The organism is Paenibacillus nicotianae, from assembly GCF_042681745.1.
GTDB lineage: Bacteria > Bacillota > Bacilli > Paenibacillales > Paenibacillaceae > Saccharibacillus > Saccharibacillus nicotianae.
Genome location: NZ_JBHUGF010000010.1, coordinates 68,589 through 84,819, shown reverse-complemented (window position 1 = coordinate 84,819; position 16,231 = coordinate 68,589). Strand labels below are relative to the sequence as shown.

Genomic DNA, 16,231 nt, shown 5'->3' with positions numbered 1-16,231 from the left:
CCTCTATATATGCTAGATTCAACTACAATAGTCTTATATTAACTTTCGACTGCGATGTTCTTCGCGATATTTTCCAGGAGTAGTACCTACGATTTTGCGGAAAATACGAATAAATGCTGTCGTGTTGCTATAGCTTAATTTTTCTGCAATATCAGCGATTCGCCAGTCAGTCGTTTCTAACCATTTTTTCGCTTGATTCATTCGATATTCTGCTACATAATCACTGAACTTAATTCCTGTTTCTTTTTTAAATACACGACTCAAATACACCGGATGAAAATTAAGCTGTTCTGCACACATTTCTAATGACAAATCTTGCTCGTATCGTTGTTGAATCATCTGGATCATCTGATCAGCGATATTCATATACTGTGATTCTGCCTGATTTTGCAAAAACTGCTGTAACGGCTCAAATAACGATTGTGTAAACCACTGCCTAATTTCTTCTACTGTCTGTAACTCAAGCAATTTATGCAACGATGCTTTTTTGCCTAACACACTATTTACGGTTCCACCTTTTTGTTGCACAATCTCATAGACACGAGCCGCTAATTGAGTCAGTAACACCGGATAATCGCGAAAATGAATTTCTTTGTCCATCACATGACGAATATACTCATCAAAATAAAGAGGCGTCTGCTCGTAATCTCCATTTTGGAGCGATTGAATCACACGATCTTCTAACTGCTTGAGCTGAGTATATACTGCCACTTCCATAGCTGTACTATGATCGATATCTTCAAAATGGATAATTAATTTGTTCCCCAGACTCATTCGTTGCTTGAGCGCTTCTAATCCTTCTCCATACGCATCAGGAGCGCCTTGATAATGTTCAAAAGGACGACTGATCCCGATACTAACCGATAATGTCAAATAATCTTGAATCTGAGTACGCACCCGCTCTGCCTGAGCATGATACCATGAAGTTGCATCTTCATTGTCTACAGGTTCTACCAGAATACTGACTTGCGATTGCTCTATCAATACAGGGCTAAATCGATGCTCTACAGAAATTAATTCAGACACCATATTATTAATCGCAAATAAAAGCAGTTCCCGGTCGGTTTCTTCATAACGTGTTCCTTGCACGGTATCGATCTGTAGCACCAATACCGCCATAGAATGTACAGGTTGAGGAAATCCATAGATTTGGCGACGACGTTCAAATTCACTAGCTGGAATCTGCCCGCTAATCAGCTTAATAACAGATAATTCACGTAACTGCGGGATTTGCTCTCGAATCTGCTCTTCTAGCTCTTTTCCTGTTAAGCGCATGCGTTCAACCTGTTCACCAATATAAGCAAATTCGTCTCGCCGCTTCACAGACTTTTTATCATATCCAGTTGCTGATTTGCTTTTGCCTAATAGAACACGTAAATATCCGGTGATTGTAGACGGTTGTTCTGCTTTCAGCCCTGTTGTATAATCTGCTGACTCTCCCGCTCCTAACAATTGCATCAATTTGGAGACAGGGGAATACATACGACGACTGCTAAGAAAAGCCAACAAAGCGGTTAACAATAACATCGCTACACAGACACTAATTGTCAAAATCGCTATTTTTCTTGTCTGGGACGTAATCTGTCCTATAGATACAACAGATACGTATACCCACCCGTTTAATGTGGAAGAAGAATAAGTCACGCCTACTTCTTTACCTTCACTTTTCCAGTTAAAAAATCCTTGACGTTGCCCTTGATGAACATGATTAAATACTTCATTTTGTAAGCCTGGATACTGTGTATTCTGACCACTATCTAGAAATTCTTGTTGATATTGATCAAACACATAGATTTGTCCAAGACGTGTACTGCTGGTGACCCAGTTATCGATCTCATCATTGGCAATATCTAATACTAACAACCCACGCGGCTCACCGGTTGAAGGTAATAATGGAATTTTGAACACCATACTGACTACTTTTGTTTTCTTGGCGGAAGATGTAGCCGTTAATTCATTTTCAGTCATCATATCTATATTTGACGTATATCCGTTATTAGCGATAGATGTATCTGTTACCCAGAACATACTATTTCGATTATGCCGATATGATCGAAGTACTGCTTGATCTTCGGCATCAGACACTTGACTAAATGATGTTCCTGATACTACCCAATTGTGTTCAAAATTAATTAATCGCATCTGGTCCAGCGATGTAATCGTTTGCAAATTGTTGAATCCTGTTGTTAAATTTCGTATCTTTTCAAAGTCTCCTGATTGTAAAGGCTGTTTCATCGTTTCGGTTACCAATGAAGAATTGACATATTGAACAGCCGATAACTGTAATGTTTTGAGTACCTGATCTACACGTAATTGAGTCTCATTCAACAATTGTGCATTACCATCCTGTACTTTTTGCTCTACATCGCCGGCTGCTAATGTATACGAAAATATTCCGATGACCAGTACAGGCAGTGATCCCAATATCACCATAATCAAAAATAAACGATATAGATATTTAGACAACAATCTCCCCTCCAGATGTAGTCATCAATAACATAAGTGTAGTGTTCATATCACATGAAATTTATATCATTCGCTCTATGTAAAAAAATTCTATTTTTGCTTTATTTAATCATTCTATCGTATTATCCAGATTCCTCCAACCTAAAATTATAAAACATCAATACATACTAAAAATGAATACCAAAAAAGACTGATCACCTGCTAGGCTTTCAGTCTTAATCTTGTTACAATACAAATAACTAGATATTATCTACTTATTTTGTATATATTCACTTTTTTACAACTTAGTCTTGTGCATGTTCAGCATAAGCTTCTGCACTCAAAAGGCTTGATAATGCAGTATCTAGATCACCGCTAACTTTTACTTCTACCATCCAGCCACGTCCGTAAGGATCAGAGTTGACCAGTTCAGGTTCTGTTTCTAATTCAGGATTGAAATTAGTGATTGTACCTGTCACCGGGCTAAAAAGATCAGATACAGTTTTAACCGATTCAATCGTACCAATTACAGCTTCAGAAGCAACTTCTGCACCTGCTTGTGGCAATTCAACAAACACGATATCTCCTAGCTGATGTTGAGCAAAATCAGTAATACCGATACGGACGGTATCATCACTGATGCGTTCTACCCATTCATGTTCTGCACTGTACAGTAATTGATCTTTAATCTCACTCATTGTTCATTCCTCCGGTTCATGGTTGTGATGTCTTCATGCACACAAGCGTATAGCAAGGCAGATTATACTGTCAATACTCTTGACATTGCTTTTTGAATCAAGTATTAATATAATATACATACATTCATCACTGTTTCAATACTTAATGTTCGGAAATACATAACATCATATGTAGCGAATGAAAGTACAGGGAGAGACTGTTCAGAATGATGACAGCGCCGAAGGAGTAAGCCAGTGATGGTGAATCTCTCAGGTAAAAGGGACCTGTACCGGACGCAGCTCTGGAGAGAATTGGCGTTATTCGGTCACCGACGATATCCGAATAATTACGACCAATCACCCAAGGGGAAACTTGTGGCTTCTCAGTATGACTAGAAGTGCAAGGTAACTCTCAGGTATCAAGGACAGGGAGAAAAAGAAATAGTTCAGGTATAGTACCTGCTTATTTCCTTTTCTCTCTGTCTTTTTTTGTTGAGCTTTTTCGAATGATTTTATTCTTTTTTTACAAACAAATGATATATGCGATTTTTCGCCACAATACTAATTTGATGAGGTGACGATCATGACAACAGAACTGAAGCGCACGCCGATTTTTGCTCTTTATGCTCAATCCGGTTCTCCACGTTGTATCGATTTTGGCGGTTGGGAATTGCCTGTTCAATTTTCAGGAATTCAAAAAGAACATGAAGCTGTACGTGAACAAGCAGGATTATTCGATGTTTCTCATATGGGTGAAGTGATCATTTCAGGTGAAGGTTCACTCGCTTATTTGCAGCAATTATTAACTAACGATGCTTCTCGTCTGCAAGATGGACAAGCTCAATACACATTAATGTGTTACCCAACAGGCGGTGTAGTCGATGATCTACTGGTATACCGTCTGGGCGAAGAACATTATATGCTGGTGATCAATGCTTCGAATATTGATAAAGATATCGATTGGATGAAGCAGTCTTTGCCTGCTCAAGTCACTCTTGAAAATATTTCAGAACAAACAGCACTAATTGCTTTACAAGGGCCTCAAGCAGTTGCTATTTTGCAAGCGGCTACGCAAAGTGATCGTTATGCTGAACTAGCCGGATTTTCTTTTATCGATAAAGCTGAAATCTTCGGCGTTCATGCTCTCATCTCACGTACAGGCTATACCGGTGAAGATGGCTATGAACTGTATGTATCTGCTACCGACGCTCCGGTGATCTGGGAACAACTGCTACAAGTTGGAGAACCACTTGGCTTGATACCTTGTGGATTAGGTGCGCGTGATACGCTTCGTTTTGAAGCTCGTCTGCCACTTTACGGTCAAGAGCTATCCGCCGATATTTCGCCACTGGAAGCTGGACTTGGTTATTTTGTGAAGCTCAACAAAGATGATTTTACAGGTAAAGATGCATTAGTCGCGCAAAAAGAAAAAGGGTTATCTCGTAAATTAGTCGGAGTCGAAATGATCGATCGGGGTATTCCTCGTCCTCACTATCCGGTCTATCGAGATGGACGCCAAATCGGCGAAGTCACTACAGGAACTCAATCCCCTACACTCAAGCGTAATCTTGGACTTGCTTTAATTGAAGCTGACAGCACTGATCTAGGAACACCAATAGAACTTGAGATTCGCGGTAAAATGCTCAAAGCTGAAGTGGTCAAAGCTCCTTTCTACAAACGAGCGTCTGCTGTCACTAAATAAAATCACAAGGCAACGGATATGTTGCCCCAAAGGAGTCTACCTTTATGAAATCGCATCGTTATATTCCTATGACCCCACAGAATGAAGCTGAAATGTTAGAAGTTGTGGGTGCTTCTTCGATAGAGGATTTATTTACAGATATTCCGGCATCTCTTCGTTATCAAGGCACGATGCCTATGTCTGAAATGCTGGATGAATATACACTTACCCGTCATATGTCCGGTCTTGCTGGTCAAAATGCAGATACAGATCGTTATACTAGCTTTCTGGGTGCAGGCTTATACGACCATCATTTACCTTCTGTGATCAATCATGTGATTTCACGCTCTGAATTTTATACAGCCTATACTCCATACCAACCGGAGATCAGTCAAGGTGAATTACAAGCGATTTTTGAATTTCAATCTTATATCTGTGAATTAACAGGTATGGCGGTTGCTAATGCAAGTATGTATGATGGTGCAACTGCACTCGCTGAAGCGGCTTCTCTTGCAGCATCTGCTACAGGACGCAAAAAAATTATTGCTCTTTCAACTATTCATCCCGAGTCCCGCGGAGTGGTACGCAGTTACGCTCGTGGATTGAATCTGGATGTGGTTGAAGTTCCTTATGGAGATGGAGTTACCGATATTCAAGTTCTTGCTGAAGCGATAGACGAACAGACGGCTGTAGTACTTGTCCAATCTCCTAACTTTTTTGGTGGTATTGAAGCGATTCAAGCAGCGGCTGATCTAGCACATGCCAAAGGTGCTTTGCTGGTCGTTAGTACGAATCCGATCTCACTAGGATTACTCGAATCTCCTGGTAAACTTGGAGCAGATATCGTTGTTGGTGATGCACAGCCACTTGGAATCTCTATGTCACTAGGAGGGCCTACTTGTGGATTTTTCGCTGTTGCTCAACCTTTAATGCGCCGTATGCCGGGACGAATTGTTGGACAGACCAAAGATATCGATGGTAAACGTGGTTTTGTGTTGACATTGCAGACTCGTGAACAACATATCCGTCGTGATAAAGCGACTTCTAATATTTGTTCTAACCAAGCATTACTTGCTCTATGCGCATCGGTATATCTATCTGTGATGGGTAGACAAGGTATGGTAGATGTAGCTGATCTCAATTTGCAAAAAGCGCATTATGCTGCTAACACATTATCTTCTATCCCTAATGTCAAATTAGCGTTCCAATCTCCTTTTTTCAATGAGTTCGTGCTTGCGTTACCAGAAGGAACTTCGGTCGCTGATATCAATACTCAATTGTTAGCAAAAGGAATGATTGGTGGTTATGATCTAAGCTTGTCTTACCCTGAATTGTCCGGTCATATCTTATTCGCAGTCACAGAGAAGCGTACCAAAGCCGAGATAGATCTATTGGCAACTGAACTGGAGGCAATCCTATGACAAACGAAACTGTAGTCCATGAGACCGTTACTTCTGTACAAGGTGCTGTTGTTACTGAAAAAGCTTTGATTTTTGAACTAAGTCAACCGGGTCGAGTTGGTTATTCTTTACCGGATTGTGATGTTCCTCGTATCGATGTATCTCAATTGATTCCGCAGGAAATGCTTCGTCAAGAAGAGCCTGCTTTACCAGAAGTATATGAAGTCGATGTGATTCGTCATTATACCGAATTGTCCCGTCGTAACTTTGGTGTTGATAATGGCTTCTATCCACTCGGTTCTTGTACAATGAAATACAATCCTAAAGTGAACGAAGATGTAGCTCGTTATGCTGGATTTGCGAAAATTCATCCGTATCAACCAGAGCAAAGTATTCAAGGTGCACTGGAATTGATGCATACTTTGCAAAAAGACCTTGCTGCTCTAACAGGTATGGATGCTGTGACTTTGCAACCTGCTGCTGGTGCGCATGGTGAATGGACAGGTCTAATGATGATTCGTGCGTATCATGAAAAACGTGGCGAGCATCGTACTAAAGTGATCGTACCCGATTCTTCTCATGGTACCAATCCTGCGAGTGCTACCGTTGCTGGATTCCAGACGATTACGATTCCTTCGACACCAGAAGGGCTAGTGGATCTTGATGCACTTCGTGCTGCTGTTGGATCAGATACGGCTGCTCTGATGTTAACCAACCCAAATACACTGGGTCTTTTTGAAAAGCAAATCAGTGAAGTCGCACAAATCGTCCATGAAGCAGGCGGATTGCTCTATTATGATGGTGCGAACTCCAATGCAATTATGGGCATTACCCGTCCAGGTGATATGGGCTTTGATGTGGTGCATTTGAACTTACACAAAACAATGAGTACACCGCATGGTGGCGGTGGCCCGGGTGCAGGTCCTGTCGGTGTGAAAAGCAGATTGCTTCCTTTCCTACCTGAACCAGTTGTCGAAAAATTAGAAGATGGTACATTTACTCTTCGTAGCGGTTCGCCTGATTCGATCGGTCGCGTCAAAGCATACTATGGTAACTTTGGTATTCTAGTGCGTGCTTATACGTATATTCGTAGCTATGGCCCAGAAGGTCTACGCCGAGTATCTGAATGTGCTGTACTGAATGCCAACTATATGATGCACCGTCTCAAAGATCATTATGAAATGCCTTATACAAGCGTATGTAAGCATGAGTTTGTAATGTCTGGTAAAGGGCTCAAACAGTACGGTATTCGTACACTGGATGTTGCCAAACGATTACTTGATTTCGGGTACCATCCACCTACCGTTTACTTCCCGCTGAATGTAGAAGAATGTATTATGATCGAACCTACCGAGACAGAAAGCAAAGAAACACTCGATGCTTTTATTGATACCATGATTCAGATCGCTGGCGAAGCGAAAGATAATCCTGAATTGCTACTCAATGCACCGTATGGTACAGCAGTAAGACGCTTGGATGAAACCACTGCTGCTCGTAAACCAGTTTTGAACTGCGCTTGTAACTAAAGCTTAAATAAATTTTTTATTTTACGCTAAAATGATCAACTTATAAATATTCTTCATTTCCATGTACACTTTCAGTTCGATTTATGTACATGAGCATAGCCAAATATCTCAATCAAAAAAAAAGACTTTGCTGATGATAGCAGAGTCTTTTTTTGATCTATCTATTGCATCCTCTTTATTCTCAAAGAACTTCAACTCATTTTACAACAGTAGAACGTATGCTATATCTATAAATCTACAGCAATAAAATCTATTCTATAGTCATAAAAAAAGCTGATTTCTCCATAAAGAGAAATCAGCTAAAAGTAAATGTTGGGAAAACTTATTAGTGCTTATGATGCCTAGCACGTAACGGAAGAAAATATTAAGCGTGGATTGCTTGTACCAGTTCAACCACTTGCTCTGCTGTTTGCATATCCAAAGCTTTAGCAGCTAATTCTTGCATGTCTGCTTTAGACAATTTAGCTAGTTGGCTACGTGCTGGAAGAATAGAGCTTGCGCTCATACTGAACTCATCCAGACCTAGACCAAGTAGCAATGGAATTGCTGTCGCGTCGCCAGCCATCTCACCACACATGCCTGTCCATTTACCTTCTTTATGAGCTGCATCGATAACCATTTTAACCAAACGCAAGATAGAAGGATTGTATGGTTGATACAGGTAAGATACCCGTTCGTTCATACGATCTGCTGCCATTGTGTATTGGATCAAATCGTTCGTACCGATACTGAAGAAGTCCACTTCTTTAGCAAATTGGTCAGCAAGTACTGCTGTAGAAGGAATTTCAACCATGATGCCAAGTTGGATATTGTCAGAAACAGCAACACCTTCAGCAACCAGTTTTTCTTTTTCTTCTACCAATACTGCTTTTGCTTCGCGGAATTCCATCAATGTTGCGATCATCGGGAACATAATACGTAGGTCACCATATACACTTGCTCTAAGCAATGCACGTAATTGAGTACGGAAAATGTCTTGACGATCTAGACAAAGACGAATCGCACGGAATCCAAGGAATGGATTCATTTCTTTTGGAAGAACAAGGTAAGGTAGTTCTTTATCGCCACCAATATCTAGTGTACGAACAACAACCGGTTTACCTGCCATTTTTTCCAAAACAGTTTTGTACGCGTTAAATTGCACATCTTCAGAAGGCAATTCATCGCGACCCATGTATAAGAACTCTGTACGGTAAAGACCTACGCCTTCGCCGCCATTATCCAATACACCAGCCACATCGTTTGGCGTACCAATATTAGCAGCCAATTCAACATGTACACCATCTTTGGAGACAGTTACTTCATCACGCAATTTGCGCCATTCGGTAACTTGAGCTTCATATGCTGCGCCTTTAGCACGATACTCAGCAAGAGTTGCTTCATCAGGGTTAACAATAACATTACCTTCAAGACCATCAACGATAACGATATCCCCATTTTGAATAACTTCCATAACTTCTTTAGTACCGACTACCGCTGGAATTTCTAGCGAGCGAGCCATAATTGCGGAGTGAGAAGTACGTCCGCCAATATTTGTTGTGAAGCCTTTAACAAAATTACGATCCAATTGAGCTGTATCCGAAGGAGTTAAATCTTCTGCAATGATAACCACTTCTTCACGAATCTCTGCTGGACTTTGGAAGTTTACACCCATCAAGTGATTCAATACACGTTTGCTTACATCTCTCATATCCGCAGCGCGTTCTTGAAGATAAGTGCTCTTCATATTTTCAAACATGGTTACAAATTGAGCAGCAACTTCATTCAGTGCGAACTCAGCATTCACCATTTCTGTAGAAATTTTATCTTTTACAGGGCTAATCAATTCAGGATCATTCAGAATCAACAAATGCGATTCGAAAATCTCTGCTTTTTTAGCGCCCATTTCTTGTAACGTACGTTCTTTGATCGCCTCAAGTTCAGTTTTGGAAACTTCCAAAGCCGACTCAAGTTTAGCCAATTCCGCATCTGTATCGCTAATCGAGCGTTTGGTAATCTCGTATTCAGGATGTTCTAGACGGAATGCTTTGGCAATGGCGATGCCCGAAGACGCCGCGATTCCCAAAATATTAGCCATTGATTTCGCCTAGCCCTTCATTCACCATAACGTCAGTCAAAGCTTTCAATGCTGCATCTTCTTCTGCACCTTGTGTAGAAAGAACGATAACGTCACCTTGCTCAAGACCTAGAGACAATACTCCAAGGATTGATTTCAAAGTTACTTTTTTACCTTTAGCTTCTGCAAAAGATTCTGTAGAAGCAAATTTGTTAGCAGCTGTTACCAATGCTGTTGCTGGGCGTGCGTGGATACCATCTTCGTCAACGATTTTGAATGTTTTTTCCATTATAAAATTCACTCGCTTTCTTCATCATAGTAGGATAGTAAAAATAATTCATAACTAACTAATAACTAGATCATCCCTTATATTGTACAGCATTATAAAGCATGATGCACGTCTCAAAACAATTATTTTCGACTTTTTTCAGCAATCGCTAACATTATTCAGCAATATCCTGCAAATTCATGGTGTTTTTAGAAAAAATAAAATATTTTCTAAGTCTTGCTTACAATGCAGCTTAATAACAAAACTATAAGCATTTTGTAAGCAGAAAGCGATAAGAACAGAGGCTTGCTATCGCAAACATCATCTACATCTTATCGCACTCCTACTTACAAGTACGTATAGTCTGTTATTTTATATTCTTTTGAGATTCATTGCAAAAGTCGAAATGAATACTATTACTTGATTGTAACGATATTGCCTTCTCCTGTTTTTACATTACCTGTTTTGTGCAACGTTACTGTAGCACCTTCTGGTAAGTTGGAGAAAATGATCGGAGTAATGATCGATGGTGCATTTGCTTTTACATACTCCAGATCCACTTCAAGGATTGGTTGTCCAGCCATTACATCATCGCCTTCTGCAACCAATACTGTAAAGCCTTGGCCTTTCAATTTAACTGTATTTACGCCTACATGCACAAGAATTTCTTTACCGGCTTCAGACATAATACCGATCGCATGTTTACTAGGGAATACGTTAAATACTTTACCGTTAACCGGTGAACAAATCGTTCCGTTTGTTGGCAATACAGCGAATCCATCACCTGTCATTTTTTGTGAAAATACAGGATCTGGTACTTCACTAATATTCATCAACTCACCATCAGCAGGAGCTACAATCACTTCTTCTGCCAAAATGTTCACTTGATTCTCTGCTGTTCCTTCTGCTGGAACAGAATCTACTGTTACTGGTGTTGGGCGTGGAGTACGTCCTGCAATAATATCTTGCATTTGTGATTTGATCGTATCAGAACGTGTTCCGAAAATCGCCTGCACATTATTACCCACTTCTAGGACACCGGAAGCGCCTAAAGATTTCAAACGATCTTTATTTACATTTTTAGGTTCTTTTACTTGAATACGTAGACGAGTAATACAAGCATCTAGACTTGAAATATTTTCTTGTCCACCAAATGCTTCAAGAATGTTATGTGGCAATTCATCTTTGCTATTACCACCACTGCTTACTGCACTATCATCACCAGCAGGCGTATCTTCGCGACCTGGTGTTTTCAAGTTGAACTTGCGAATCGCAAAACGGAATCCGAAGTAGTAGATGACTGCCAGAATTAGACCGACGATGATAACATCCCACCATGCTGTACGGTTAGGAATAACGCCGAACAAGATAAAGTCAATCAGACCACCTGAGAATGTCATACCAATTTTAACGCCTAGAATTTGCATAGTCATGAAAGAAAGACCAGCGAAGATTGCGTGAATACCGAACAATACTGGTGCTACGAACAAGAATGAGAACTCAAGAGGTTCTGTAATACCTGTTAAGAAAGAAGTCAATGCTGCGGAACCCATAATACCTGCAACGTATTTTTTGTGTTGTGGTTTAGATTCATGGTAGATCGCAAGTGCAGCAGCTGGAAGACCGAACATCATGAACGGGAATTTACCAGTCATAAATGTACCTGCTGTAAATGGAACACCATCACGAAGTTGCGCCATAAAGATTTTTTGGTCACCACGTACATATTGTCCTGCTTTGTTTACATACTCTCCGAACTCATACCAGAATGGTGAGTAGAAGATATGATGTAGACCAAAAGGAATCAATGAACGTTCAATCACACCGAAAATAAATGCAGTTAATGTAGGATTCGATTCAACCATACTATGAGAAACAGTGTTCAAGAATGTTTGGATCGGAGGCCATACAAGAACCATTATTAAACCTAAAATCAAAGAAGTAATAGCTGTCATGATCGGTACAAAACGTTTACCTGCAAAGAAACCAAGATATGAAGGCAATTCAATACGGAAGAAACGTTTGTACATCGATGCAGCTAGAATACCGACGATAATACCGCCGAATACGCCTGTTTGTAAGGTAGGAATACCAAGTACAGAAGCTACTGAGAAGTCGCCTTTACCGACCATATCGGCTGTAACGCCCATCACTGTACCCATTGTTACGTTCATGATTAGATAACCGATAATGGCTGCGAGCCCGGCTACCCCTTCTCCTCCAGCAAGACCGACGGCTACCCCGACGGCAAAGAGCAAGGATAAGTTATCAAAAACAATTTGTCCCGAGTTCATCATTACTGTTGCTGTAATTTGAACCCAATGTGCATTTAATGCAGGAATATACTGCAAAAAGTCAGGGTTAACAAGCATGTTACCAAAACCAAGCAATAAACCTGCTGCCGGCAAGATTGCTACTGGAAGCATCAATGCTCTACCTACTTTTTGCAAAACGCCAAACAGACGTCTAAACAATACCGCCACTTCCCCTCGAATAGTATAAATAATATATAGTTGCTTCAACAAATTAAGGCGGAAAGCCACAAAAAAAGGCACGAGCGAACAATGCATCTGATAGGATAAGGATCTCGGTACATAAGGATAGACTACCCCTGTGTGCTTACAGCCTTACATCAAATACTTTGTTAACTCATGCCTGATCGAATCAGTAACACGTTAAAAATCCGCTATTCATTTGTTGATTACGTTCTGAATTATAGCACCCACTTTTTAAATCTGCAAGCCTTTTCAATAAAAAAGGTTAAATCAATTTTGAATCTATTCTTGCGCACTTTCTTCTTCCTCTTCACGCTTCTCGACAAACCGTTGTAAATGCATGGTCAGGTAGCTTACTTCAGCTTTGTAGACCGGTCGGCGCAATCGCTTTTCCATCATCTTAGTCAATTTCCATGACAACGAATAGACTTCAGGATATTCCATTTTGAGCATTTCTTCTAAGCGATGAGTAGCTGCTACTTTTTCACCTCTACGTATACGTTCAATCGCAAATCGTAAATGAGTAAGCAAACGAGAATAATCCAGCGTATCGCCTGTAATAGAGATTTTGAGACTATCTTCGATCACTTTGACCATATCGGCAATTAGACGAGAATCCGCTTTGATCGCTGTGATATGTTGATCGGTGAGCGCACTATAAATATGCAGTGCCACAAAACCAATCTCATCTTCTTCTAAAGCTACACCTAGCTTGTCATGAATAATCTCTAACGCATGAGCAGCTAATTTATATTCTAACGGATACATTTCTCGTGTCTCATACAGAAAAGGATTCTGAATCGTCATTCCTTGCTCGGCACGTTTAATTGCAAATGCAATATGATCGGTTAAAGCGATATGAATATGTTCATTCAGTGGAGTCTTACTTTCCGAATTAATATAATAAATAATTTCGTTAATAACTTCGATAATACGCTCGTCGATCTGCACCGCGAGTTGCTTATATTGTTCCTGTTCTTGCTGATTGGTTAAAATAAACATCTTCTCGACAACATCTAAAGGAATCACATCACGCGCTTTACGGTTAAAGCCGATTCCTTTGCCAATCACCACAACTTCTTCATACTGAGGATGATCAGCGATAATAACGTTATTATTCAGCACTTTAGCCACAAGTAGGCTGCTCACATTTGCACCCCTTTTACGATCACCTTCATCCCGTAAAGTTACCAAAAATTCCCCCTCTAGTCAATACAATCTACTGGCTAGCTATGGATATAAAGAAGACGACAAATCCTTGATGAATAAGGATTTGTCGTCTTTGCATCATTGAAAGTGAGTTTGCTTTATAGCATGATTATTACATATGTTTCTTCCATTACCGTTCTTGTTCACTGGAAATTCCGATTCCTGTGGATGTGGTTGTATCCTGTTGATCATTTGGAGACTGGCTTGAAAGTGATAATCTCTCTTCAGTAGGAGCTGTCTGTTGAGCATATTTGGTAGTAGCTATATCAGAATCAGTGCTAGAAGTGTTATGTGAAGCTTGCTGTGATTTGCCACCTGCAAATCCTTTAATTAATTCTTCAATATCCAGTCCCGATACACTTCTAAGCATTTCTGGGGCGGTTGCCATTAATTCTGTTACATAGTTGCTGACTCTGGTTGCTCCTCCGCCTTCACCTTTGCCTGTATCAACAACGGTTAATTTATCGATTGCACTGATCGGTTCTGCAATTTTACCCGCTAATTCAGGTAGCATTTTGGCAACCAGATCAAGTATTGCAGCTTGTCCATAATTTTCAAATGCTTCGGCTAATTTTTGCTTCGCTTCAGCTTCAGCAAGACCACGCAAACGAATCACTTCGGCTTCGGCAGTACCTTTAGCACGTTCGGCATCAGCTTCCGCTTGTCCGGCTAGACGTTGTTGTTCCGCAGAAGCTTTGGCTTCAGTCTCGATCGAATATTGATGGGCTTCGGCTTGACGCATTTTGCGAGCTTTTTCCGCTTCGGCTGCTTGTTCAACTGAGAAGCGATCCGCTTCGGCTTTTTTCTTCACTTCTGCATCATAGTATTTCTCACGTACTGTAATTTCTCGTTCTTGTAGATCAATCTCACGTTCTTTACGAACCAATTCGATTTTCATTTGTTCTTCCATCATAATCTGTTTGGCTTTGGCTTCTTGAATATGGTACGCCTGATCGGCTTCCGCTCTTGCTGTATCCTGATCTTTTTTAAACGAAGCTACTTTTAATTCTTTTTCTTTAGAAGCTTCCGCTATATTAGTATCTCTAAGTAACTCTGCTTTTTGTCCGGCTTCTTCTGCTAGTGCTTTCTGAACACGAGAATCTCTAACCGCTTCAGCTTCAGCGATTTCTGCATCTCTTTTGACGGCGGCGATTCGAGGTTTACCTAGCGATTCAAGATATCCATGCTTATCCCGTATATCTTTGATCGTAAAGGAGACGATTTGTAGACCCATCTTTTTGAGATCGCGAGCAGCAACACTTTGTACTTCTTGCGCAAATCGATCACGATTACGATACACTTCTTCTACAGTCATCGAACCCATAATCGAACGCAAATGTCCTTCTAATACTTCTTGTGCTTCCGCTTGTAAAGCTTGAATCGGCTTGCCCATAAACTGTTCTGCCGCTGTGGCGACATCTTCTACTGAACTACCGATTTTGATAATAGCTACTCCATCTGCGAGCACAGGTACACCTTGCTCAGTGTAGACTTCGGGCGTTGTTACATCCAGTTTGTGCGATAACAACGATAAAAATTCAGACTTTTGAAACACAGGTAAAATAAATGCACCGCCACCGCGTACAATCTTAATTTTGCGCCCTGCTCCATCATCTGAAATATTACGGCTACCGAGAAAAGAACCGGTGACCACCATTGCTTCGTCTGTACTAACTGTTTTGTACCTCGCCCAGAATGTAATACCAAGTACGATCAAGACTACAATCACAATTGCAGGTACAACAAACATTTCGTTTACAAATGCCATAATCCTCGCCCCTTTTGGTTTGATATAGGCTTGCTTGCCAAAAAATAGTCATACTGCTTGCACGCTACTAATACTTATACTGAATCTTCTAAAAGTGATATACCTAATGTTCCTTCTTTTTCTTCTACAATGACTACCCGCATACCGGCGGCAATAGCACAACGATCAAAACTGTATGCAATATGTAACGTGTTGCCACCTGTAAGCTTAATCATGACTTCGCCGTATCCTACTTGTGGAATAGGGATAGTCACTTCTCCTATACGCCCTACCATTTCTTGAATCGAATAACTTGTGGATACTTCACTATGTTCCATTGGTTTGACATAGACAAAAAATACAAACATTCCTCCGACAACAGCAATCAATAGTGCAAGCAGTATCACAGCTAAAGGAGCGAATGAACTGTAACGTACTAACATGATTCCTGCTCCACCGAACAACGTAACAGCCGCCGCTACAATAACAGGCTTAAATAGATCGAACCCGGGCAAATCGATACCGCCCAGTACATCACCAAGCAAGTCACCAAATAACAAACTAAACAATGCATACAAAGCACCGGTGATCAAGCAAATCCAAAATAGCGTTTCCATTTCTGTTCGCTCCTTTCTTTGATTTGACGGAAAAAAGCGATATTCAGCTCTTTTCCACCATTTTTTGGCGTTATACCTATATTTACGTATTGATGGTAAGGAAAGTTTCA

The 16,231-nt window shown here is 40.6% G+C and carries 11 protein-coding genes and 1 riboswitch; of the genes, 3 read left to right on the top strand and 8 right to left on the bottom strand.

The window, feature by feature from the left end:
* Positions 1-33: 33 nt before the first annotated feature.
* Both ACFSGI_RS04660 and gcvH read right to left on the bottom strand, forming a co-directional pair.
* Positions 34-2,466, bottom strand: coding sequence for a helix-turn-helix domain-containing protein (locus ACFSGI_RS04660; RefSeq protein ID WP_204823018.1), 2,433 nt, complete (start codon positions 2,464-2,466; stop codon positions 34-36).
* Between the two features lie 284 nt (positions 2,467-2,750).
* Positions 2,751-3,143, bottom strand: a complete 393-nt coding sequence (gcvH, locus tag ACFSGI_RS04655) for a glycine cleavage system protein GcvH (RefSeq protein ID WP_204823017.1) — start codon at positions 3,141-3,143, stop codon at positions 2,751-2,753.
* 178 nt (positions 3,144-3,321) lie between these two features.
* Positions 3,322-3,419: riboswitch (glycine riboswitch) on the top strand.
* A gap of 286 nt (positions 3,420-3,705) precedes the next feature.
* On the opposite strand from gcvH, the gene gcvT reads away from it, so the two are divergent.
* The 3 genes from gcvT to gcvPB are packed head-to-tail and all read left to right on the top strand — an operon-like array spanning position 3,706 to position 7,729.
* Positions 3,706-4,824 carry a glycine cleavage system aminomethyltransferase GcvT gene (gene gcvT / locus ACFSGI_RS04650; RefSeq protein WP_204823016.1) on the top strand — a complete coding sequence of 373 codons (1,119 nt, stop codon included), beginning with the start codon at positions 3,706-3,708 and terminating at the stop codon, positions 4,822-4,824.
* A gap of 44 nt (positions 4,825-4,868) precedes the next feature.
* The gene (gene gcvPA / locus ACFSGI_RS04645) at positions 4,869-6,224 is read left to right on the top strand and encodes an aminomethyl-transferring glycine dehydrogenase subunit GcvPA (protein WP_204823015.1); all 1,356 of its coding nucleotides are present in this window, start codon (positions 4,869-4,871) and stop codon (positions 6,222-6,224) included.
* On the top strand, positions 6,221-7,729 hold the full coding sequence (gene gcvPB, locus ACFSGI_RS04640) for an aminomethyl-transferring glycine dehydrogenase subunit GcvPB (RefSeq protein WP_204823014.1): 1,509 nt from the start codon (positions 6,221-6,223) through the stop codon (positions 7,727-7,729). The genes gcvPA and gcvPB overlap by 4 nt, the downstream gene beginning before the upstream one ends.
* A gap of 364 nt (positions 7,730-8,093) precedes the next feature.
* Here the strand turns inward: gcvPB and ptsP are convergent, their stop codons facing one another.
* From ptsP to ACFSGI_RS04610, 6 genes are all read right to left on the bottom strand, one after another.
* Positions 8,094-9,806, bottom strand: coding sequence for a phosphoenolpyruvate--protein phosphotransferase (gene ptsP / locus ACFSGI_RS04635; protein ID WP_204823013.1), 1,713 nt, complete (start codon positions 9,804-9,806; stop codon positions 8,094-8,096).
* A complete protein-coding gene (locus ACFSGI_RS04630) occupies positions 9,799-10,074 on the bottom strand; it encodes an HPr family phosphocarrier protein (RefSeq protein WP_069329214.1) in 276 nt (91 codons plus the stop codon). Before ACFSGI_RS04630 ends, ptsP begins: the two co-directional genes overlap by 8 nt.
* A gap of 395 nt (positions 10,075-10,469) precedes the next feature.
* Positions 10,470-12,527 carry a glucose-specific PTS transporter subunit IIBC gene (gene ptsG / locus ACFSGI_RS04625; protein ID WP_204823012.1) on the bottom strand — a complete coding sequence of 686 codons (2,058 nt, stop codon included), beginning with the start codon at positions 12,525-12,527 and terminating at the stop codon, positions 10,470-10,472.
* 303 nt (positions 12,528-12,830) lie between these two features.
* Positions 12,831-13,697, bottom strand: coding sequence for a glucose PTS transporter transcription antiterminator GlcT (gene glcT, locus ACFSGI_RS04620; protein WP_204824907.1), 867 nt, complete (start codon positions 13,695-13,697; stop codon positions 12,831-12,833).
* Positions 13,698-13,887: 190 nt separating this feature from the next.
* Positions 13,888-15,525: a flotillin family protein gene (locus ACFSGI_RS04615; RefSeq protein WP_379282560.1), complete on the bottom strand. Its 1,638-nt coding sequence runs from the start codon at positions 15,523-15,525 to the stop codon at positions 13,888-13,890.
* 74 nt (positions 15,526-15,599) lie between these two features.
* Positions 15,600-16,121, bottom strand: coding sequence for an NfeD family membrane protein (locus ACFSGI_RS04610; RefSeq protein ID WP_204823011.1), 522 nt, complete (start codon positions 16,119-16,121; stop codon positions 15,600-15,602).
* Between the last annotated feature and the right edge of the window lie 110 nt (positions 16,122-16,231).

Coding starts and splice junctions, on each gene's coding strand:
- gcvH (WP_204823017.1), bottom strand. CDS start 3,143: ATGAGTGAGATTAAAGATCAATTACTGTACAGTGCAGAACATGAATGG.
- gcvT (WP_204823016.1), top strand. CDS start 3,706: ATGACAACAGAACTGAAGCGCACGCCGATTTTTGCTCTTTATGCTCAA.
- gcvPA (WP_204823015.1), top strand. CDS start 4,869: ATGAAATCGCATCGTTATATTCCTATGACCCCACAGAATGAAGCTGAA.
- gcvPB (WP_204823014.1), top strand. CDS start 6,221: ATGACAAACGAAACTGTAGTCCATGAGACCGTTACTTCTGTACAAGGT.
- ptsP (WP_204823013.1), bottom strand. CDS start 9,806: ATGGCTAATATTTTGGGAATCGCGGCGTCTTCGGGCATCGCCATTGCC.
- ACFSGI_RS04630 (WP_069329214.1), bottom strand. CDS start 10,074: ATGGAAAAAACATTCAAAATCGTTGACGAAGATGGTATCCACGCACGC.
- ACFSGI_RS04615 (WP_379282560.1), bottom strand. CDS start 15,525: ATGGCATTTGTAAACGAAATGTTTGTTGTACCTGCAATTGTGATTGTA.
- ACFSGI_RS04610 (WP_204823011.1), bottom strand. CDS start 16,121: ATGGAAACGCTATTTTGGATTTGCTTGATCACCGGTGCTTTGTATGCA.